This window comes from Caballeronia eucalypticola, assembly GCF_047608185.1.
In the GTDB taxonomy this organism is placed as follows: Bacteria; Pseudomonadota; Gammaproteobacteria; order Burkholderiales; family Burkholderiaceae; genus Caballeronia.
Genome location: NZ_JBLKRU010000084.1, coordinates 1 through 20,612 on the forward strand (window position 1 = coordinate 1; position 20,612 = coordinate 20,612).

Genomic DNA, 20,612 nt, shown 5'->3' on the forward strand with positions numbered 1-20,612 from the left:
CGATGTTCTGGCAAATGCGCTTCCGTTATCTCCAACAGCTCCGGGCTCGTCAGTATGTTGAAGTAGTCAACCGCCTGGGCCCTGCGTGCGCGGCTTTGAACGCCGCCTAGTGTTTGCCTGTGATGACTTCGTGCATTACGATCCATGGGGGCTGGTCCTTGGAATGAGACGGGTGTTTGCTTGGTAACAACCATCCTATCAATCCCTGGATCAGCCTCCTCCGTTTCTCTTCAAGTACTTACCCGCGTCTTCTCCTCCATGCTGGCTTAAGTAAGTGCCATTCGCGCTAAGGAGTTTTCGGCTCGGCGTCATCCAGCGCACGGCTTTCTATGGAAATTTCGGGAAGCGGATCCTTCAGCGGTTGCGCTGGCAAACGGAATTTTGTTTCTCTACGCGCGTTTGCCGCAATTGGCTCCGCCAATTAAATTACGATGTACATGATTAACAGTAAAGATAAAGCACTTGCGTATCAATCCTCCGTTCGTTCATGTTGACGGTACCTCAATGCAGTCAGGAATCAACGGAAACAGACGAAGGCGAAAACGTGATGAAGATCTGTCTCTCCTTGAAAGAAGTGGCACACGCACTTTCTCTGTCACCGACGACCGTACAGCAACTGGTCCGTCAAAAAACGTTCCCCGAGCCACGATTGCTATCCGGCCGGAGGGTGGGATGGCTCGCACATGAGGTTCAGAAATGGGCTGACGCACGCCCGGTCGCCAAGCTACTGCCGCCGGAGAATTCGGGCGCTAAGAAGGGGTAAATTTCTAGAGACTTGATCGACCGAACAAAGACGATTTAGATTCGGTGACGAGAGTCTCAACGCCGCAAAAGATCAACATATTGGCTTAATTGGCTATGCTTAATACCGGCTTGTGAGCAGGAGACGAATGGTCAGTGCTTCGATGTTGCTTCGGGCCAAGGCTGCGGGGGACTTAGCGTCGTAGTCGCCCTGCATTTCGTTCAATCAACGGCTTGAAGAGGGCGCCGAGTGCGGTGCTCCTGTTCGAGGGGAATATTCGAACCGAGCGTTGGCGCGTAATTTGGCCAGGGACGTGATGTCCTGATGTCGGTAGCTAGGGATTTATATGAGAAGCGAGAGGAAGACGAGGCGGGTCTTTGGACAGGATTGACGCCAAGATATTACGGTTGCTTCAAGAGAATGCACGAGCGCAAATGACAGACATTGCGGAGGAGGTAGGGCTGACCTCTGCGCCGTGCATTGATCGAGTGAGGCAGTTGGAAAAACAGGAAATCATAACTGGCTACCACACCCACATCGATCCGGCTGCATTGGGCTTAAGGCTTCGGGAATATGATCGCGTAGATGGCTAAGATCGCTGATCCGGTAAAGGAAGCGATCAACCGATCGGAAATTTATATAAACCACCGGAAAAGGTGCTTGGAGAGCTTTCGCGAGAGTTTCGATCTCGCTGTCTGTCATATTGCTTCCAGCCGGCTTTTTTCGATGACGCTGTTGGGAGTAGTTTCGCCTGCGGTTGCTCATCGTTGACGATCACCGAGACGGGGAGGAAGCTGTTTCAATCTTTCCCTATCAGAATACAACACGTTGTGCCCAGCGGGTCTGAGGTTCCAGGCGCAGTCACCACATCTACGCCGGAGATAACGCTGTTAAGCCAGATGGCTTCAGAGAAAATTTGAAGCGCATGCCGCATGTACCCGTGGTATGGCGAAACTTTGTGAAACACTACGAACCCCAGATCATTGCTGGATAAGGGTTTCGGGGATTATCGTGAAACGTCTCGAAACGTAAAAACCCCTGTATTGACGTTCCAGGTGGCAATCTTCATGAATTTGACTCGTCCATACTGGGTAAGGCTTTGCGGGCCATTTGCCCCGTAATTTTGGGTCTGGCTACCATGTTCGGGTGCGGTAGAAACGATGCTTTTGGCCGCGAGACGCTGAGTTTAGCGGTATCCATCGCCTGCGGATCACTTCATCGGGATTACTGGTCACGCTGGGGCTCTAGTCATGGGTCGGCCTCAACACGCCGGTGAGCGGCTTTCGACGGCCACACGTCATAGGGGGAGGACTTGTACCAACCACGTGAGCGCGGCAATCTTGACAAAACCTAAACAAGAAAGCAGTCTGCAACTGCCGTCCGAAGTCCAACAGAAAATATCCGGGGACAACAATGAAGATATCAAACATTACCATCGAGAATTTCAGATCGATTGAAAGACTGGATCTGAGTTTTTCAACGTTCAACATCCTTATCGGTCAAAATAATACCGGGAAGACGAATTTTTTCGAAGCGGTAAATTGGTTTTACACCGGCGCGGCCAAGAATGGTGCATTGGATGACCTGAAATTCCAAAGAGACAGTACGCGCGATATCAAGGTGGGACTTGAGTTTTCTGGAGCACAACATGGTGCGGCCAATATGATAAACGAGGGAAATCGCACAAAAATATTGGACGTGCTTTCTGGCGCAGACGCCATTAAGATATTTAGAAAAAGCACTGATCCAAAAAAGCGGATCGTGGAGGTTAATGGAGTGGCGGTGAAAAATCCCACGGGATTTGATGCAGCTCTCAACGATTTTCTCCCCAAGTTCGAGTACATACATACTCGACAGTATTTCGATGAATTTACGAAATACAATCAAAAAAGCGCAGTGGGAATTATGTTGTCGTCCGTGATCGAACAAATACTAATAGACGATCCGAAGTATCGCGCATTCAGAAGCACGTTTGATGATTTATTCAATGCCGAAGACTCGGCAATTAGTGGTCATTTCAATGCTCTAGGAAGTTCAGTAAAAAAGCATCTGGAAAAACAGTTTTCTGAATGCTCAAAGGTGTTTTTTGAAGTCCTCTCTCCCGAGTTCAACGACCTCCTTAAAAAATTCGAAACCGTTGTTGACGATGGGATTGAAACATATGCGAGCGAGAAGGGGGACGGCATGCAGCGAGCGTTGATGCTCGCAATTATCCAAGCGTACGCGGAATATCGCAAAGAACGGGATGACGCGGGCAAATCATTTCTGTTTTTCATCGACGAGGCCGAATTACACCTTCATCCGACCGCCCAGAGAAAACTGAAAAATGTGTTGATTGAGCTAAGTCGTGACTTGGATCAAGTGTTCATAAGCACTCACTCTTCCGTCTTTGTAGCAGACTCGGGCGAACAGGAAACGGTTTTCAAAGCAGAGAAAAATGATTGTAAGACAGAGATTTTTAAAACGGACGAGAAAGACAAACCCTATATAGTCTACGAACTTCTTGGTGGTAGTCCGGCGGACCTACTTTTACCTAGAAACTTCCTAATCGTCGAGGGTCCTAGTGAATTTGAGTTGCTGACAAGAATCATAAAAAGGCATTATCCGGATAAACCGATGATCCAAATCATATCGGCCGAAGGCGATACGCACCAGGCGAAACGATCGATCAACGCGATTGGTAAAGCGTACTCGCCAATGGGCAGTACCATGTACAGTGATAGGCTAGTCGTGGTATGCGATAAGCCGACCGAAAAGGCGAAGCCAGGATTCGATGAATTTATAAAAGCCCATAAAGCCCTCCATGCTGGTGGTCAGATAATCGTGCTGCCAGCCGGGAGCTTGGAGGAGTGTTATCCCGAGCACGATGGTTGGAAAAGGTTGGAAGGTGATGTAAAGGCAATGAGTGGAGATAAGAAGAAAAATCTCGCCAAAACCGTGGGTGGGGCGATCACAAAGGCACAGTTCGAGACCGATATGGCGGTGCTCTTCGGGGCGTTGGAGAAGACTTGGGGAGCGTGTCTCTGAGAGCACGCGACTGGGAAAAGGACGAGCCGTTGAATGCGTCAGCAAGGATTCTTCGATCCGAATGACCACTGATCGAGATCCTTTCGCTGTTGGCCGGCGCGGACCAGCGGCGTGGTGGGGCATAAGCTCACAACGCCGGTGGCTGAGCGCCGCGTGGGTTGGAACCCGTGACGCCGTCCGGTTTGCTTGTCCAGATAGCCAAAAGCGTCTGGCTCGCGAGAATTTAATTGCACCACGCGTTTGCGCGGCGGAGTGCGGCACCTTCGAATTCCTCCGTCTCCGCCAGTCGATGGTTAAAAACCCCGTAGAATCAACGTTCTACGGGGTTTTTGTTTTTTGCGACCTACAAATCAACCATCAAAATTGTGTCGGATTTTACAAGCCGTTAGCGGTACCTTCCGGAATACGTACCGAGTGATGCGGGTCACCGGACCAGTCGAAGGGGGTCTTTTTTGAGCCCTTCGTACGCTAGCAGAAGTTTCTGCTGACGGTCTGCGATTCGCGGTGCTACCTCACCTTTGTGTTGCCATGCGCTAAATACGTTTGTCGCTACACACCGACCGGACAAGACGATTGCCACCGCACACAAACTTGACAATAGCGGTGAGATCTCGACCACTATCTGGTTGCATATCGTTCACCACTTGGAACTGCTCTGGCTTGCCAGGCAGACGGCACGCAACCGACGGTCTAGCGCGACAGATGGCTGGCTAAGGGCAATGCCGCTCGATCGCTCGGCTTCCGATGAACGCGATATGCTGAGCCGAGCGTCTGCTGCGGACCGAGCAGGGCCAATTAGCGATAGACAGGGGCGGCCAAGAGCGATGTTAGTTGTCTGCGTTTGAAGCGCGAAAGAGTTCGATCATCGCACCACAAAAGCAGCCGGAGGGCCATGCCATACGCACGTCAATCTTTTCGGCGGTCTTCTGTCACTGCTTGGTGTCGACAATCGGCCCAGGATATTTTTCACCGGCTGCGAATTCGAAGTCGCGTGAGCTATGACTTTTGTGTGACGATGCGCAGGCGAAAGGCTACGGGTCCAGTGAGCTCTGATTCAGAAGCTACATGGCGCGTGCCCTAAGGTGCGTACTCGACACAGTCCAACAACAAGTATTCTAAGGACGGCATTGGGCTCACACGACGAGGTCACGCCGGCCATGCGTCATCTTAAGGCATAAGGCAAAGGGGCAATATGGCAGGCGAGGAGGGATCCGTTCGAGAATTCTCGTTCCTTAAAGGGGCGGAGAATATCGTTGCGTCCAAAGACGGGAGTGCATTCCACTGGAGCGCGGCAGCTACGAGGGTGCGAGAGAATCTTCCGATGCCTTGAATGCAAAAAATCTAGCCTTTCTTTTCGGATCTGGCTGCTCCTCGGTTGTTCACGGAGGTACGCAGAAGGGGATTCCGACTATGGGGCCACTCGCTGCTGAATTCTTAAATGTGTCTCCAAGGTCCGGCGATGCGGCGGTGGCGAACGCGGTTACCGCCGCCGATATGATCCCGCCTCTGTCTACTTCTACCCGCCCAAAGGCGATTTTGAGCGTCCCAGCGAGGAAGAGCGCACAGTTCTGCTTCAAACGCTCGGCTTTGACTTGGCCAGTGCGGAATTCGCCAACAACTTAGAGCGCCTGATGGAGGCGCTCTATAGTTTTCAATTCGTCATCCGGCGAAGCTCGAGCGAAGCCCTAAAGTGGGGCCTTGGTTCCGCTCTCGAGCTCGCCATTCTTCCAGGATTGGTTCAGTCCACCCCCAGACCGCCGCCTGTTCATCGCGTCGAATAAAGAGTGCGAGCCGACTATTTATTACGTCCAGCAAGAAGCGCTGATACGCGTCCATTCTCGTTTGACTGAGACAATTATCAAACGCGAGGTCTAGGTGAAAACGAATAAGGTTCGTGCCTTCACTCGGCTCCTTGGCAATGTAGTGCAGGCAAATCGTCTCACTCAACTGCAGGCGGATTACCAGACCGTTCGCACCCCCTAGCGCGACCGAAGATCCGAGCGCCGCGTGAGCGTCCAACACTACGCCGCTTATAACTTTTATGAGTAAAACTCAACGTATCATCAGATTTCCTGATCATCAAACCCAACAGGCGTGGTGCCATAAAAATAAATCGCATAGCATCGTTTCGATCGGTACGACCCAGAAAACGGGAAGTGGAATCACATAAATACGAAAAACGGAGATGTTCGTGGACGTGGATAAACGCTTCAAGTATTGGCAATGGCGAGTTCTTCTCGTCTCCGCGTTGTTCTATTGCTTCGTCTATCTAGGCCGTTTAAATTGGGGACTAGCCGCATCGGATTTGATTCGTACCCTTCACATCACGAAGGCTGATGTGGGCACTGGCGTCGCGGCGTTGTTGTGGGGCTATGCCATCGGGCAGGCCGTGAATGGCCGACTGAGCGATCACTTCGGGGGTCGATGCTGGGCGACATTGGGGGCGGTGGGGACCGTTGCGGTGAATTGGGCGATTTCCGCGAACACCTCCGCGCCGATGCTGTTCGGACTTCTCGCGGTAAATGGATTTTTTCAGGCGATGATTTTTCCATCGCTATTGCGGCTGACCGCGCAATGGTGGCCAAGTCGTTGGCGGGGCTTCCAGACCGGTTTTTTACTAGCGGCCGCCGGAGCGTCTGCGGTTTTGGCATTCGTAGTCAGCGGATGGTTCATCGCCCACTTTGGTTGGGTATCTGCCTTTCGTTATCCGCCGCTTCTAATCCTATTTTCTGCGCTGGCCTATTTTTTCCTCGTTAGAGAGAGCCCGGAGGATGTAGGGCTATCGCCTTATATTGAAACACGAAAAGACGTCGCAGCGCATGAGGCAGTTAACGACGCCGAACTCCACGGTCTGGGAAATTATCGCTACCTGTTGACGCAGAAATTGTTTTTGGCCGCGTGCGTTATGGGATTCATCAGCAACATAGGGCGTTACGGACTCCTAACCTGGATTCCGTTGTACTACTTTCAGACTTCGGGTATATCGGTGCAATCGGCGATATGGGCTCAAATTGGCCTTCCAATCGGGACCGCTCTTGGACCGCTCTTCGCTGGATTGATATCGGATCGCCTCTTTGGGTCGAGTCGCTGGCAAACACTTGCACTCTCGTTCGCTGGTGCTGCGATTGGCCTTGTTGTACTTGCCCTTGTCCCGATTCGTACGCTCGGAATACCGCTCACATTTGCCGTGCTGATCCTTGCTGGATTCTTTATCCACGGTGGTGGCGGCAGCGCACACGCACTGGCTGGCGACCTTGGCGGTAGAAAGATGCAAGGGACGGCACACGGCGTTCTGGATGCGGCAAATTATATGGGTGCGGGAGGCCAAGGCATTGCGATAGGTGCCATCTTGGACTACACCAACAACAATTGGATGATGGTATTTCTTATTATTGGCGGACTACTGTTTGTCGGATGCTTGATGGCAATCGGGTCTGGTAGAAAATCGGGCGACAAAACGAAGTCGAGACCTGAGATAGTCGGCACGGTGAAATAGCAACCGCGCAAGAAAACGCGCTACGGCAAAAATTCCTGTGTCAGACGCTTACCCTTCTTGCGACTTCATCAATTACTCTAGCATCGTCGCGGGGATGGAATGCACGCCGTCCTCGTCACCCGCATCCGTTGCCAAATTTTGAGCATGCGATCTGCACCCAGTCGAGTATAGGTAGAAGATAAGTGTTCAGGCGAAATTGATTTGAAATTTGATGCCGTATGCACCGAGCAGGCTGCGGACTTCGTCGTCGATAGTTTCCTTCGTCCAGGTGACGAAGTTACGCCAATGGTATTTGGCCTGCTTCCAGACGATCTCGATGAGATTGAGTTCGGGACTGTATGGCGGCAGATAGAACAGTTGCATGCGATGCTCGCGTAGCCAGCGCTCATGCACTTCAGGATCAATTGCATGATGGATCGAAGCGTTGTCCAGTACCACCACAGTCGGACGCTCATCGCCCTGCAGGGCGATCTGCTCGAGGAACTCGATGACAGCGCCGCCTTTGATCGACGAACTCGTGACATGGTGAGTCAACGCGTTGGCTCCGAAGTCAAGGGCGCCGAGCACTGAGCGCCGGCAATGCAAGTGTGGTTCGACACGATGAGGCAGGCCGCGCGGTGACCACGCTCTTTGCACCGGAGGCGAGGCGGCAAAGCCCGCTTCATCGAAATAGATCAGGCGCACTGCGTTGGCGCGAGCGGCGCATTGCAGTTTTCCCAGGGTGGCGGATTTCATCTCAAAGTCTTCCTGGTTGCGCTTTTTTTGAGCGAGAAACGGTTGCGCTTGAAGGAAAAGCCTTCTCGCCGAAGGGCGACCGACAAGGTTTCCAGCGCGCACGGCATTGGCTCGCCATGCACGACTTCAATGTGTCTTGCGATTTGCCCCAGCGTCATGGACTCCGTGCGTGCGACTTCCGTCGCAGTGGCCAGCATGCCTTCGGATAGCGCGCGGGGACGACCGCCTTTATGCCCCGTGAGCAAGCCGCAAACCCCTTGCTCTCGCCACGCGTGCGCCCAGTTGTAGAGCGATTGACCGCTGACGCCAAGTTTCGAGGCGATCTCGGTCAGCTTGACCCCGCGTCCAAGCAACAGCACACCTGCGGCCCGGGTCCGCGCGTCGCGATGTTTGTGGTTCACGGACAACTGTTGCAACGTCTGATCCTCGACTTCGGTCAGTTCTACGACACACTTCATCGATAACCCGGCGTAATGGCGACGCCGAAAGTTAACAAAATTCAAACGCGTTTACCAGCAACACTTATGCCGACTCCCCGTTTATGCCGCGGCATGAATCCACGCACACGATGGTTGGGAGGATCTCTGTTCCCGGTCGCTTGGATTGTCGGCATTATCAGAGAGACTCCAGGAATGCGAGCAACGGGTCTGGAGGTTTGTAGCGTGTCGGCGCGACACCGCTCGCCGTGGCGTGCGCGAGCGCGCGCTCCTTGAGTTGCATGTCGGCGTGCAAGTAGATCTGAGTCGTCTCGGAGGACTCGTGACCGAGCCAGAGCGCGATCACGGTTAGGTCGACGCCGTGATGCATCAGGCTCATCGCGGACGTGTGCCGCTTATCTACCCGGCGATATAATCGGCACACGCACGCACGCGACCCACCCGCTCATGCGCGGTGCGCAACTGTCATCGGTTCGGGATAATCTGCGTCATGCGTCTATATCGACGACATCCACCTATTTGCACAGCGACGAAGTTGAACGGGCTCGACAGTTCCGGGATGCATTTAAGGCGGCCTAGTACGCTTCGCTCAATTCCACACTGTTTCCTTTCATGCCGCTCAACCCACAATCCTCGCTCACCCGGCTTTTCAATGCGCCCGTCAGATCCGGAGTGCTCATATGGATCGGCGTGCGGCCTGAGCGCCGCTTGGCCATGTGCCCCGTCGACGAAGCCATCCTGGATCCGCATGTCGGCATGGAAGGTGATCACTACAGTCGCGATGCAGGAATACGGCAAGTCACGCTCATCCAGGCCGAGAGTCTCGCGGCTATCGCAAGTCACCTTGGAGTGGAAACGCTCGCACCAGAGGTCCTGCGTCGCAATCTGGTTACGCGCGGCATCAACCTATTGGCGTTGAAAGATCGGAAGTTCCGCATCGGCGATGCCGTGCTCGAGATGACCGGCGAATGTCATCCCTGCTCGCGCCTCGAGGAAACGCTTGGCGTAGGCGGTTATAACGCGACGCGTGGTTTTGGTGGCATAACGGCGAAAGTACTTGCGCGGGGCTGCATCAGCATAGGCGACGCCGTCGTGCGCATTGACAAGTGATCCCCGCGGGTGAGCAGCCTAGGACGTGAATGCCCTGGTACGCCCTATTTTCTTTTCAGGCCGATAGCTTCGCCGGCTTCTTGATGGCAAATCAACAGCCGCTCGCAGATCATAAGTCTTGTGAAGATGAAATTAGTTGAGCAGACCGTTAGTTGATTTTTCCATTTACATCCCGAGCAAAACGTCCCATCGACTGGCCGTGATCCACCCACAAGAGACTTTGAACAAACCACTAAGCGGTCATTCAGGCTACCTTTCTCCCATGGGATACTACCAACTCGATCTCGGCTTGATTCATAAATAGCCGCCCATAGACACCAGCACGAAGGTTTGCGCAATGACTTTAAACGCAGGCGAGACGGCGATGTGGCAGTTGGTGCAGCTTTACACGGGTCGAGTCGGATACGAGCGTGGCGTGAAGTCAGAAGGACTATCTGCCAACCCTCCAGTCATTGACTGCTCGGGGTGGACCAGACTACTTCTCACGAAAGCGATGCGAGCAGAGAACGAAGCCGCTGGCCGCACAGTATTTGATGGTGATGATGTGGACGCCCTGCAAGCCTGGTCGGATCGGATCATTCAGGAGATTGAGTCCCGCACAGGGTTCATTCTTGAGGGGCGAGAGATCACGGCTTTCAGTCTTCCGCGTTGTGCCGCGATCGGGCTAAAAATGGGAGAACCCGCCTGGGCGAGTAATCATCCCCGTCCACGCGGCATCACTCACATTGCTCAGGTTGTTCGCCGCCCGGAAGATGACGCGCCATTTGTCTCCGAGTCCTTCGGCGGTTCGGTTTCGCCGGGAATAAGTCTCACGCCGCTCGGGGAGTGGCTGGCCCTTTCACAGCCGCACCTCAGCGCTGGCGAAATGTGGGCCGTCGATCCGTTTCGATTGGCCCACAAAACTGAATGATCGTCGCGAACGTCTAATCCTGGCCGGTCGGCGCCTGATGCATGCGGATGTCCCGGCTTTGAGTGTCACCGGCCGCTAAGCGTCACTAACTGCCGCTACCCTCGCGATCTCTGATCGTCAGCGTTGGATTGTTGAAATCGTCGTTGCCGAACACGGCGTCAGCCTCTGCTTGCGGATCGACTTCTCCGATGTAAAGATCGAACGCAGGCTGATAGCGCTCCGCGAATAATCGAGTCGCGAGTTCGGTATCTCCCAAATGCGCAGCGTCGCGTGCGACCCCGCGCTGTTCGGCGACGGCCTCTTCCGTATCAACGAAAATTACAAAATCCCACCAGGGCCGCAACTGTGGGCGTTGCAGGAAAGTTCCATCGACCACCAGCACAGCGTCCAATTCAGCAATGTGGAAATCAAAAGGAAGTGGAACATCGCCAACCAGATCAAACGAGGCCGTACAGTAATGGCGATCCCCGCCTTCCCCCAATGGCTTCAGCAACAGTCGAACAATTGCGTTCAGGTCACGAGCGTCGTGGTAGTAGCCTTCTGCTGAGTAGCGACCACGTGCATAACGTTCAACTTTTGGCCGATGGAAGCCGTCTATTGATGTGCGGATAACAGGCCGTTTCGCCTGTTTGATTTTTTGCGACAGTTCGTCCGCGAGCGTAGTTTTTCCTGAGGCAGTCCGACCGTCGATCGCGACGCGCGTAGGTCGAGAAGAATGTCGGGAAAGGATCTTTCTAGCCAGTCTTTCAATAGTTTTTGCGCGCGTGTCTGTCATTGGTCACATCAGGTTTGCACATTTAGGCGGTGTCGGCATTCGATTATGAGCAATTTGAGGCTCGATGTCGAAGGTCCGTCCCTGGCCGATTTCTGTCGGATGAGCTCGCGTGAGCCGGACAGCATAGAAGCCGGATGATGCTTTAGAGGGGAAATTTCGTGTGCTACAGATTTGCTATAGCAATGATAGCGATCCATGTCTGCAGGCCTTGCGCCTGTCATTCCATCCCCTAAACTATAGTGGTGGCCCCGTTCGTTCGGACAGTTTTTTCGATTTTTAAGTGGAACGCTGGGCGGTCACGCTGCCAATTTAATCGCGGGCAGCATCGCGAAGTAAGCTTCATCCGGGGTCCTGTCCGACAGACTTGAATGAGGCCTTTGCTGGTTGTACCACGTCAGGTAGTTAGCGATGGACTCCCGTGCCTGGCCGACGGACTCATAGGCCTTCAAATATATCTCTTCGTACTTCACGCTGCGCCATAGCCGTTCGATAAAAACGTTGTCCCGCCAGCTTCCCTTGCCGTCCATCGACAGAGCGATTCCGCGTGAGAGGACCGCGTCGGTGAAGACTGTACTGGTGAACTGACTGCCTTGATCGGTGTTGACGATCTCAGGCAATCCATATTTCGTGAATGCTTCTTCAAGCGCTGCCACCGCATGCTCAGCCTCCATCGTGATCGCGACTCGGTGCGCTAAAACACGGCGGCTGGCCCAATCGATCACCGCAGTGAGATAGACGAAGCCCTGTGCCATAGGTACGTAAGTCGTGTCCAATGCGAACACCTGGTTGCTGCGCTCGATCTTCCGATCGCGCAGCAGGTACGGCCAGATCTTGTGAGCCAGATGTTTGCGGCTCAGGTTCGGCTTGCGATACAGCGCCTCAATGCCCATTTTGCGCATCAACGTGCCGACGTGCTTGCGTCCAATCGCGATGCCTTCTCTCTTGAGCAAGCGCATTAACATGCGCGCGCCGGCAAATGGATGCTCCAGGTGCAACTCGTCGATCCGGCGCATGAGCGCCAGATCTGCGGCACTGACCGGGCTCGGCGCGTAGTACGCACTGGATCGACTGATGCCGACCAGCTTGACCTGCCGGACAACCGGCAAGGGGTGGGCACGATCAATCATTTCTTTGCGCTCAGCAAGCCTGCCTTGCCGAGCGCGCCGGACAAAAAATCATTCTCCAGCGCCAATTGGCCGATCTTTGCGTGAAGCGTCTTCAGATCCACCGGCGGCTCATTGACGGGCACGCCCGCCGCGCCGAACACATCGGCGGCGCGTTCTTGCAACTGCCGCTTCCATTCCGTGATCTGGTTCGGATGAACCTCAAACTGCTGTGCCAATTCTGCCAGCGTGCGCTCGCCCCGTACTGCTGCCAGTGCCACCTTCGCCTTGAACGCCGCTGAGTGCGTGCGCCGGGTTCTCTTCGTCATCGTCGGTTTCCTTTGTAGGCATTATGCCTATCTCAGATCCCAGCGACTCCACCTAACCGACTGTCCAGATTTTCGGAGCCACCTCTCTATCACCGCCTAGAAGGCCTCGCAAAGTGACTTTGAACGGCCCGGTTCGACCCTTACCAAGCTGCCTCTCTCGCGTGTCGAACGGCCGATATCCTCCGCGAAGCCAACTGGTCTCCTTGTGTTGTCCGGGATCCATTCCCGTCAATGGCCTCGCTGGCGCCAGCGCAAAGCGATGCGTCTCTGATCGCGGGAACCGAGATGGGGGCTAAACGTGCGTCTTCTCACTCTGATCCGTAGCAGATAGTCGGAAGATCGCGTTCACCGGCAATGCTGGCAAAATAGAACTAAATACGGCGACGTTCGGTAAATCATACGGGATTTGAATCATGAGCATTCAACAGCGGAACAATGTTCACTCAAACGGTGAGGGCTCCCCGACAATCGTTTTTGCCCATGGGTTCGGCTGCGATCAGACCATGTGGCGGTATCTGCACCCGGACTTTGCAGACCGACACAAAATCGTTCTTTTTGACTTGGTCGGAAGCGGCCAGTCGGACCTTGCTGCCTATGACTACGCCAAGTATGGATCGCTGCACGGATATGCTGCGGACCTGCTCGAAATCATGGATGAGTTTGCGAGTGGGCCAATTATTTATGTGGGCCATTCTGTCAGTGCGATGATCGGCATGCTCGCAGCCATAGAAGCCCCAGAGCGTTTCATCGCGAACGTCATGGTCGGACCTTCACCCTCGTTCATCAACGATGGCGAGTATGTTGGCGGATTCACCCGCAGCGATATCGATGGACTGCTCGAAACCCTGGAAAGCAATTACCTCGGGTGGTCAAGCACCATGGCGCCGGTCATCATGGGTTCACCGGATCAACCCGAGCTTGGCGTGGAGCTAACCAACAGCTTTTGCCGCACGGATCCCGAGATTGCCAAGCACTTCGCCAGAGTCACCTTTCTCGCGGACCATCGCGCCGACCTGGCGCGGGTCACCACGCCTACGCTGATCTTGCAATCGAGCGACGACTTGCTAGCGCCGCTCGGCGTCGGGGAGTACATGTTGGCGCAAATACCTGGCAGCACGCTCAGCGTTGTGGATAACGTCGGACATTGCCCGCACCTGAGCGCGCCCTGCGCCAGCGTCGACGCGACCAAAGCATTCCTGCGCCAACTTGGTCTCACCGACCATGGATAGCGAGCAGAGGCCGCTTTCTCCGATAGACGAGGCTTTCGAGGGAGCGCCGTGCGGTCTGCTTGCAACCACGGTCGACGGCATGATCGTGCGAGTCAATTCGACGTTTTGCGGGTGGGTTGGATATCAGGCGCAAGAGCTACTGGAAAAGCGCCGGATCCAGGATCTGCTGACGATCGGTGGCAAGGTTTTCCACCAGACCCATTGGGCGCCACTGCTGCAGATGCAACGATCGGTGGCGGAAGTGAAGGTGGATATGATTCATCGGGACGGGCGCAAGGTGCCGATGTTGATCAATGCCGCCCGCCGTCGGCACGGTGATGTTGAGTACAATGAATTCGCAGTGCTCGTAGTCATTGACCGGCACCAATACGAGCGTGAACTGCTTCGCGCCCGCGAAAGAGCGGAGGTCGCGCTCGAGGAAAAACGAGCAGCCGAAGAGGCATTGCGCGAGGCCGATCGACGAAAGGACGCCTTCATGGCCACCCTCGCGCACGAGCTCAGAAACCCTCTGGCTCCTATGCGAAACGTGGTCGATCTGTTGCACCTCAAGAATTTCGCAGACCCGCAAATGCTCTGGGCACGTGACGTACTCGATCGCCAAATGACTCAGATGACGCATTTGGTCGACGGCCTGCTGGAGGTGTCCCGGATTTCGGAGGGGAAAATTACCCTGCGCCGGGAAGTCCTCGATCTGGCTACCGCCTTAAAATACGCAGCCGAAGCGTGTCAGCCAATTGTCACCGCGGCGTCCCATACATTGACGGTAGAGCTGCCCCACCAGCCAATTTTCATCAACGCGGATCCAACACGCTTTTCCCAGATCGTTCAGAACCTGCTCAACAATGCCGCCAAATACACCCCGAACGGTGGGGCTATCTGGCTAACAGTCCGCTGCGAGGACGAACAGGCCGTCATCTCGGTCCGCGACAATGGCATCGGCATCGCAACCGAACACTTGCCTTCGTTGTTCGAAATCTTCGCGCAGCTTGACGCGGGTCTTGAGCGCTCTCAGGGAGGACTTGGAATCGGCCTATCCCTGGTTCGCACCTTGACGGAGTTGCACGGTGGGTCGGTGTCGGCTCATAGCGGGGGCGCTGGTTTGGGCAGCGAGTTTATCGTTCAACTTCCACTTTCGAACGAACCGAGTACGCCAGCGGTATCTCATGTATCCGACCCGCCGGCTCGCAACGCGACACGGCGTCGGGTGTTGATTGTCGACGACAACGAAGATGCGGCCGAGAGTTTGGCCATGTTGCTGCAAGCGGAGGGATACGACGCGCGTACAGCCTCGGATGGTAAGACAGGGATACGCATAGCGGATGAGTTTTCCGCGGAGGCAATAATCCTGGACATCGGGCTTCCCGATATGACTGGATATGAGGTCGCGCAAGCTGTCCGGCAAAGTCAACCGGGAAAGTCGGCTTTGGTGATTGCGTTAACCGGCTGGGGCCAGAAGCAAGACAAGCAAGATGCAGAGCTGGCAGGATGCGACTTTCATTTCACAAAGCCGGTCGATTTGGCGCGGCTCCTTGCGATTCTTGCCGGTGGCCGTCTAGACCAGGAAATTTAACGGTTTTACGATTTTTCGTTGCTCATTTTGACCAGTACTGTCACTTGGTTGAAGGTCGTCCGAATGAAATCATTAAATAAGTATAGCTAAATTTATCGGTGATCAGCATTCGGCGACCGCCAGAGCCTCTTGAATAACTTCCGCATGAGACGCCTGTCGCAGTGGCTCACCAGTACGTCAACGACCACTCGGTGCTGATCCACCGCGCGCCACCGCCACTGCTTCTTGCCGTCGATGGTGATCACCACTTCGTCGGGGTGCCACCTGTCGCCTCGGGCTAGCTCAGTTGATTGCTTCGGGTAATTGCACACGCTGGACTATACGGACCATCGTCGCACAATCTCTTAAGTTAGTTCAATGCCAAGATTCGCCAGCAACTTTTCTAAAATTAGTTGGCTACATGAGTTTTGTCGAGACAAGCGGGGGCGGACGCGATGAGTCGTCTTTAATATTCAGGTTGAGGTCGTCAAGGAAGCCTAATCAGCCGACACGGCGAGCATGCCGTGTCGGTTTTTTTTGCGTGTTTCAGTTGCGATGATGCGGTAGAACTCAGACGGCAAGCTTCGTGCTCAAATGCTGACATGCGCGCGGCCCGCGCTGTCGACTTTCAATCACACCCACACGCGCTGTGCGGGCAGAGTCACGCGGTGAGTTTGATGATGATCATCGTGGCAGACGTGCTTTTCACGTATCAGAATGCGCAGCATATGTTAGACGTCTCTAGGCACACGCTATGCTGTGAATGAAGGTACTGTGCGGATTCTAAGCACTGTGAAAATCGGAGACAGCGATGAATTCACTGAAAATGAGCGTTTGCGTGGTTTGCGTTGTCGGGAGCACATTTGTTTATGCACAAAACAATGCAAGCGGGCCAGCGCCGATGGGTCAAGGCGGCCAAGGTCCCAAACCTGGAGACGCTGGTAAGGCCATGGGAAGTGCATCGGACGCCGGCTCAGCAAACACAAGTGGCAAAGGCACTTTGATGCAAAAGCGGGAAAAAGCATTGTCGCCGCAAGGCGCGTCGGGAAGCGCGAGCACCGGAAAAATCAAGCAGTGAAGTGGGAGAAATGAAGCCAAGACGAACAGGCGATCGACGTTGCGACGTTTGCTGTGAATATCCACACACTCTTTCGCGTTTCACCTTCTTAAGGAAGGCCAGGTGTCAGAAATAAGCCGAGCACAAAAGCCCAATCAAGCGGTGCGCCTAGCTTTCGTCTCCATGAAGCTGGGTGAAGCGGTTTGCCGTGAAACGGGGGCCCAAAGAGGAGCTCACTTTTGGATGTTTTCCCCGCAATCTCACTCCGTTATGCATGACGTAACGGGAGCAAAAGCGGTGCCCCAAATTCAGACGCGCCTAGGCACAGCGGATGCTCAATGGTCCGTGTGGTTTTTCTCGCCGCTGTGCTCTCCGTGGTGCTCGGTGATTCCCCGGGCCGACATTCGTGTCGGCTCCTTTTTCACTTGCCCGGTGCTTTTGGACGACGGAACCAAGGTGCCATGAATTGTCTGTGACGGAGGTTGACGGCGCGGGTTCAGGCGGAACCGCGAATGTCGCATCTTCCTCTAGCGATTAGCAAAAGGACAGGCACCGCAGCGGGTCGTGATGTTGCGGATGGCGTAATCTGAGCCACGCTGATAGCGAGTTCCAATCTGGATGATTGTACCGTGCGCCGCCGGCGGCTTTGATTGGAATCACTAAGCCTCGAAGTCGCGGATCCTGCGCCAGTATTCATCGGCTCCTCCCTCGGGGCGACCCGCCTGCTCCCAAAGCACGTACGCGCGCTCGCGCAAGTGGTGGTCAAGGGCTCGACGCCAATACTCGTCTGCACGGCCCTCGGGCTTTCCATCTTCTTCCCACAGAAGATATGCACGTTCACGCACGGTCTGCTCCAGACTCGCCTTGGTTTCGGAGTTCCCAGCGAGATTGTCGCCATAAGGCGCCATCTGGCCGCCCCGGCTAACATGCATTCGAGCGGTCAATGTCCCGAGTTCCGAGTCGGGGACCAGCCGACCATGAGCGGCTGCCTCCAGCGCTTTGGATTTATAAGCAGTTTCATCCGCCGCTTCGGCCGAATGATCAAGCGTGACGGGATAGGTATGGATGACAGCGCCGCTGCTGTCCAGCACGTCTACTAGCCGTTCTGCCATTTGCTGTGCCTCCCTGTTTTATTGCCGACTTCCCCTTGGAACTCTCTTGGAACCCTGCGTCGAGCCTCGCCCTTACCCAGTCGTGTAGAACTGCAACGATCACCGTCCATCGCCGCACCGCAAGGGCTCACCGAGCATTCACGAATGGTCGACATGGACCCCATCGCTTCCCTTGTAACGCTCAGTAAGGCTTAGGCAAGGGCTTATCGCCCATGGGCGGGACCGCTTGCGTGGGCATGCTAGGCCCCGCACCACTCGATCCCATAGTAGACCCGCTCAAATTTACTCGATGATCGCCTTCAGCATCAACCGGTGGACGACCTTGGTGTTGCGCTGGAGCCGCGCCGGTCTTTACCGGCCCAGTTGCTTGAGTTGCCCTCGCGGGCACCAGCGGCGTAGTTGCTGATTGGGCTTTCGCTACGACTGGAGCGCCGGCCGCGGCGCAAAGAACAGACAATATCGCAAAATGTTTCGTTTTCATTCAAGCCTCCCAGCAAAGCTCCGACTCGCGGTACGACGCTTGCTCATGTCCCGACACGTCCTCGGCAGATTGAACTTCAGCAATCGCCGATCCTAACGACCTACTCTGTTGTATTTCCTTTTGGTAAAACTCATGCCCTATCTACTCGGTTGGCTTCTAGGTGTTCCGGTGATTGTCTTAGTAATCCTTTACTTAGTTTTCCACTAACGTAGCAAGCGTTGAGTGAGGGCCTTATTCCCTGCAATATTACGTATCCGACCAACTTCGGAGGCTCAGATGGAAACGAATGAGATAAAAGGCGCGACGAACGAAACGCTGGGCAAAGCACATGATGTTGTTGGAAGCGCGACCGGCGACGCAGGCGCGCAATTGGCCGGGAAAGCAAAAGAGCTCGGCGGTAAAGTGCAAGACATTTATGGACAAGCAACCGATCAATTGCGTCAGACAACCACCGAAAACCCGCTCGTCACGCTTGCCATGGTGGGGCTAGCCGGTTTCCTCCTCGGTGCACTCTTCAATAGTGCAAGCCGCGACTCAGGAGGCTATGACGACGCCCCGCCAACTCGGGGGCGCCGCTACTGAACGCGGTTAGACATCGATGACGATTAAATCATTGACCAAGGCGCGCGGCAGGTTCCGCGCGTGGAAGGCAGTGGGCGCTTTCTGCGCTCAACGTGGTGGCGATTACGCGGAGCTGATTTCGCTCGAGCTCGCGGATACGAAGGCCAAGCTGTTGCGCGAGCTCATCGCGATGGTCGCGCTCGCGATAGGCCTGTTGTTCGCACTGTCCTTTTTATGTATCGCGTTGATTGCCACGGCATTTGGAACACCTTATTTCATAGACGTCGTCTGGGGCGTTGCGGGAACTTGGATAGCAGTTTCGATAGCGGCATTTTTTGTGTTACGAGCTCAAATGCGCGGTGCCTCCCATTTCGAAGCACTCCGATCCGAATTGCGTAAGGACGCTCAAGTCATCAAGGAGGCGTTGTGAACGACCCCTTATCGCCGCAGGAAGAAAGCGTGACCGCACGGCGCACTCGTGTGCTCGCTCGAATGGCCACGTCCAGATCGGCACTGATGTCTGAAAACCAAGCAAAGGTGGACTCTGATGCTCCTTTGTCGGTGCAATCAAGAACTGCTGCCGGCGCTCAGGTTGTCCATGCGTCTTCTCTAACCACTTTCCTCGCGTCACGGAACGCACCAATCGTCGCCGCATTGCTTGTCGGCTCCGTAATTCTCGGTCCGCGACGCGTGATCATTGCCGCGGCGGTGCCTCTACTGCGTGCCGTAATCAATCGTGTGGTGCGCGATATGGCTGCGCCACGCACCAAAAGCGTTCCGCAAGGCAGTTTTTCAACAGAGACGAATAGCCCTTTAACAATCGCTTAGGCTGTCCGACATGGTGATTACCAAAGCATGGCGGGCTCAAAATTGAAGCGCAACACCAAAGCGTATAAGGTGTTGTAATGCATAAAGCAAATCAGTACGAGCAGTTGCAAGCTGAGGAACGTTTGGAGATTGCGAGCCTACGTCAACGGGGTTCTAGTATTCGGGCCATGGCCCGAATACTCGGGCGCTCGGCCTCTACCCTTAGCCGCGAACTCAGGCGCAATAGTTCTGTGCTTGGTTATGTCCCAGCAGCGGCGCACGCACTCAGTTCGGCCCGACGATCCAACAGTGCGGTCGCGCCCAAACTCGGGCCTCACAGCGCTTGCTGGAGGGTCGTCCTCACGCTGCTGGAGTGGCGTTGGTCGCCTCAGCAAATCTCTGGAGTCCTCAAGCGTATGTTCCCAAACGATCCGACTTTGCAGGTCTCGCACGAAACGATTTACACCACTATCTACGCCCACCCAGGCGGCGAACTACGGCGTCAACTCATTGCTTGTTTGCGTCGTGCTCATCGCGCCCGTATGTCGCGGACACGGGGTAGTGATCGCCGCTGGCAAATTCCAAATATGGTCAGCATTCACGTGCGCCCACCTGAAATAGAGGATCGCGTGATGCCCGGGCACTGGGAGGGCGACTTCATTAAAGGCGAAGGCAATCGCTCTTCAGTGGGCGTGTTGGTGGAGAGAACCAGCCGTCTAGTGCTGCTGGCTAAGATGGACGATGCCACAGCCGAATCTGCACTGGCTGGCTTCTCCGCCAAGCTCAACTCGATCCCCGAGCACTTGCGTCACAGCTTCACTTACGACCAGGGGCGTGAACTCTCACGGCATCAAGAACTTGCCGCTCAAACAGGCGTGAATGTCTATTTTTGCGATCCACACAGCCCGTGGCAGCGAGGAACTTGTGAAAATACCAACGGCCTGTTGCGCGAGTACTTGCCCAAAGGCACCGACCTTTCCGTCCATAGTCAGGCCGACCTCGACGTCATTGCAGACAGCTTGAACAACCGCCCTCGTGCTACGCATGCGTTTCATTCACCCTTCGAGGTATTTGCCGCGACACTAAAAGCAGCGGATCTCGCAACGTCATCTAAACATTAGACCAGTTGTTGCACTTCGACTTGAGACCGCC

At 54.8% G+C, this 20,612-nt stretch carries 19 protein-coding genes and 1 pseudogene; 12 read left to right on the forward strand and 8 right to left on the reverse strand.

Annotation, left to right across the window (positions count from 1 at the left end; all coding sequences use genetic code 11):
- Nucleotides 1–547 precede the first annotated feature (547 nt).
- The 3 genes from ACMX25_RS39495 (at nt 548) to ACMX25_RS39505 (ending at nt 3,769) form a co-directional block, all read left to right on the forward strand.
- A complete protein-coding gene (locus ACMX25_RS39495) occupies nt 548–763 on the forward strand; it encodes a helix-turn-helix transcriptional regulator (RefSeq protein ID WP_414952098.1) in 216 nt (71 codons plus the stop codon).
- 356 nt (nt 764–1,119) lie between these two features.
- On the forward strand, nt 1,120–1,335 hold the full coding sequence (locus ACMX25_RS39500) for an Lrp/AsnC family transcriptional regulator (RefSeq protein WP_414952099.1): 216 nt from the start codon (nt 1,120–1,122) through the stop codon (nt 1,333–1,335).
- Between the two features lie 820 nt (nt 1,336–2,155).
- Nucleotides 2,156–3,769, forward strand: a complete 1,614-nt coding sequence (locus ACMX25_RS39505) for an ATP-dependent nuclease (protein ID WP_414952100.1) — start codon at nt 2,156–2,158, stop codon at nt 3,767–3,769.
- A gap of 1,719 nt (nt 3,770–5,488) precedes the next feature.
- Here the strand turns inward: ACMX25_RS39505 and ACMX25_RS39510 are convergent.
- Nucleotides 5,489–5,779: pseudogene (locus tag ACMX25_RS39510) on the reverse strand (glucose-6-phosphate dehydrogenase); the annotation flags it as partial.
- 181 nt (nt 5,780–5,960) lie between these two features.
- On the opposite strand from ACMX25_RS39510, the gene ACMX25_RS39515 reads away from it, so the two are divergent.
- Nucleotides 5,961–7,265, forward strand: coding sequence for an MFS transporter (locus ACMX25_RS39515; RefSeq protein WP_414952101.1), 1,305 nt, complete (start codon nt 5,961–5,963; stop codon nt 7,263–7,265).
- Between the two features lie 186 nt (nt 7,266–7,451).
- Here ACMX25_RS39515 and ACMX25_RS39520 read toward each other — a convergent pair whose 3' ends face one another.
- The 3 genes from ACMX25_RS39520 to ACMX25_RS39530 form a co-directional block, all read right to left on the reverse strand.
- The gene (locus ACMX25_RS39520; protein WP_414953121.1) at nt 7,452–8,000 is read right to left on the reverse strand and encodes an IS630 family transposase; all 549 of its coding nucleotides are present in this window, start codon (nt 7,998–8,000) and stop codon (nt 7,452–7,454) included.
- Nucleotides 7,997–8,458 carry a helix-turn-helix domain-containing protein gene (locus ACMX25_RS39525; RefSeq protein WP_414955258.1) on the reverse strand — a complete coding sequence of 154 codons (462 nt, stop codon included), beginning with the start codon at nt 8,456–8,458 and terminating at the stop codon, nt 7,997–7,999. Before ACMX25_RS39525 ends, ACMX25_RS39520 begins: the two co-directional genes overlap by 4 nt.
- 157 nt (nt 8,459–8,615) lie before the next feature.
- Nucleotides 8,616–8,861 (reverse strand): tyrosine-type recombinase/integrase, encoded by a 246-nt coding sequence (locus tag ACMX25_RS39530; RefSeq protein ID WP_414955259.1) that lies wholly within the window; start codon nt 8,859–8,861, stop codon nt 8,616–8,618.
- A gap of 248 nt (nt 8,862–9,109) precedes the next feature.
- Here ACMX25_RS39530 and ACMX25_RS39535 point away from each other — a divergent pair, with 248 nt between their 5' ends.
- Nucleotides 9,110–9,547, forward strand: a complete 438-nt coding sequence (locus ACMX25_RS39535; protein WP_414955260.1) for an MOSC domain-containing protein — start codon at nt 9,110–9,112, stop codon at nt 9,545–9,547.
- Nucleotides 9,548–9,884: 337 nt separating this feature from the next.
- A complete protein-coding gene (locus ACMX25_RS39540) occupies nt 9,885–10,457 on the forward strand; it encodes a hypothetical protein (RefSeq protein ID WP_414955261.1) in 573 nt (190 codons plus the stop codon).
- An 85-nt stretch (nt 10,458–10,542) separates the two neighbouring features.
- Here the strand turns inward: ACMX25_RS39540 and ACMX25_RS39545 are convergent, their stop codons facing one another.
- Nucleotides 10,543–11,232 carry a nucleoside/nucleotide kinase family protein gene (locus ACMX25_RS39545; RefSeq protein WP_414955262.1) on the reverse strand — a complete coding sequence of 230 codons (690 nt, stop codon included), beginning with the start codon at nt 11,230–11,232 and terminating at the stop codon, nt 10,543–10,545.
- 296 nt (nt 11,233–11,528) lie between these two features.
- Nucleotides 11,529–12,664 (reverse strand): IS3 family transposase gene (locus tag ACMX25_RS39550; RefSeq protein ID WP_414955263.1). Its coding sequence is split into 2 segments (ribosomal slippage): nt 11,529–12,400 and nt 12,400–12,664, totalling 1,137 coding nucleotides; the frame shifts between segments, so codons are not numbered across the junction.
- Between the two features lie 413 nt (nt 12,665–13,077).
- On the opposite strand from ACMX25_RS39550, the gene ACMX25_RS39555 reads away from it, so the two are divergent.
- Complete coding sequence (locus ACMX25_RS39555) at nt 13,078–13,893, forward strand: alpha/beta fold hydrolase (protein ID WP_414955264.1); 816 nt, start codon at nt 13,078–13,080, stop codon at nt 13,891–13,893.
- Entirely contained in the window at nt 13,886–15,463 is a 1,578-nt protein-coding gene (locus tag ACMX25_RS39560; protein WP_414955265.1) for a hybrid sensor histidine kinase/response regulator, read from the forward strand. Before ACMX25_RS39555 ends, ACMX25_RS39560 begins: the two co-directional genes overlap by 8 nt.
- 92 nt (nt 15,464–15,555) lie before the next feature.
- On the opposite strand, the gene ACMX25_RS39565 is transcribed toward ACMX25_RS39560, so the two are convergent.
- Complete coding sequence (locus ACMX25_RS39565; protein ID WP_414955266.1) at nt 15,556–15,774, reverse strand: DDE-type integrase/transposase/recombinase; 219 nt, start codon at nt 15,772–15,774, stop codon at nt 15,556–15,558.
- Nucleotides 15,775–17,158: 1,384 nt separating this feature from the next.
- Nucleotides 17,159–17,611: a DUF2934 domain-containing protein gene (locus ACMX25_RS39570; protein WP_414955267.1), complete on the reverse strand. Its 453-nt coding sequence runs from the start codon at nt 17,609–17,611 to the stop codon at nt 17,159–17,161.
- A 757-nt stretch (nt 17,612–18,368) separates the two neighbouring features.
- On the opposite strand from ACMX25_RS39570, the gene ACMX25_RS39575 reads away from it, so the two are divergent.
- The 4 genes from ACMX25_RS39575 (at nt 18,369) to ACMX25_RS39590 (ending at nt 20,581) form a co-directional block, all read left to right on the forward strand.
- Nucleotides 18,369–18,674 (forward strand): CsbD family protein, encoded by a 306-nt coding sequence (locus tag ACMX25_RS39575; RefSeq protein WP_414955268.1) that lies wholly within the window; start codon nt 18,369–18,371, stop codon nt 18,672–18,674.
- A 16-nt stretch (nt 18,675–18,690) separates the two neighbouring features.
- Nucleotides 18,691–19,083 (forward strand): phage holin family protein, encoded by a 393-nt coding sequence (locus ACMX25_RS39580; protein ID WP_414955269.1) that lies wholly within the window; start codon nt 18,691–18,693, stop codon nt 19,081–19,083.
- Entirely contained in the window at nt 19,080–19,481 is a 402-nt protein-coding gene (locus ACMX25_RS39585) for a hypothetical protein (RefSeq protein WP_414955270.1), read from the forward strand. Before ACMX25_RS39580 ends, ACMX25_RS39585 begins: the two co-directional genes overlap by 4 nt.
- Before the next feature lie 77 nt (nt 19,482–19,558).
- Nucleotides 19,559–20,581 (forward strand): IS30 family transposase, encoded by a 1,023-nt coding sequence (locus ACMX25_RS39590; protein ID WP_414948293.1) that lies wholly within the window; start codon nt 19,559–19,561, stop codon nt 20,579–20,581.
- The last annotated feature ends 31 nt before the right edge of the window (nt 20,582–20,612 follow it).

Excerpts from the sequence above, each read along its gene's own strand:
- ACMX25_RS39495 (WP_414952098.1), top strand. The coding sequence starts at position 548 with ATGAAGATCTGTCTCTCCTTGAAAGAAGTGGCACACGCACTTTCTCTG.
- ACMX25_RS39505 (WP_414952100.1), top strand. The coding sequence starts at position 2,156 with ATGAAGATATCAAACATTACCATCGAGAATTTCAGATCGATTGAAAGA.
- ACMX25_RS39520 (WP_414953121.1), bottom strand. The coding sequence starts at position 8,000 with ATGAAATCCGCCACCCTGGGAAAACTGCAATGCGCCGCTCGCGCCAAC.
- ACMX25_RS39525 (WP_414955258.1), bottom strand. The coding sequence starts at position 8,458 with ATGAAGTGTGTCGTAGAACTGACCGAAGTCGAGGATCAGACGTTGCAA.
- ACMX25_RS39540 (WP_414955261.1), top strand. The coding sequence starts at position 9,885 with ATGACTTTAAACGCAGGCGAGACGGCGATGTGGCAGTTGGTGCAGCTT.
- ACMX25_RS39545 (WP_414955262.1), bottom strand. The coding sequence starts at position 11,232 with ATGACAGACACGCGCGCAAAAACTATTGAAAGACTGGCTAGAAAGATC.
- ACMX25_RS39555 (WP_414955264.1), top strand. The coding sequence starts at position 13,078 with ATGAGCATTCAACAGCGGAACAATGTTCACTCAAACGGTGAGGGCTCC.
- ACMX25_RS39560 (WP_414955265.1), top strand. The coding sequence starts at position 13,886 with ATGGATAGCGAGCAGAGGCCGCTTTCTCCGATAGACGAGGCTTTCGAG.
- ACMX25_RS39570 (WP_414955267.1), bottom strand. The coding sequence starts at position 17,611 with ATGGCAGAACGGCTAGTAGACGTGCTGGACAGCAGCGGCGCTGTCATC.
- ACMX25_RS39575 (WP_414955268.1), top strand. The coding sequence starts at position 18,369 with ATGGAAACGAATGAGATAAAAGGCGCGACGAACGAAACGCTGGGCAAA.
- ACMX25_RS39580 (WP_414955269.1), top strand. The coding sequence starts at position 18,691 with ATGACGATTAAATCATTGACCAAGGCGCGCGGCAGGTTCCGCGCGTGG.
- ACMX25_RS39590 (WP_414948293.1), top strand. The coding sequence starts at position 19,559 with ATGCATAAAGCAAATCAGTACGAGCAGTTGCAAGCTGAGGAACGTTTG.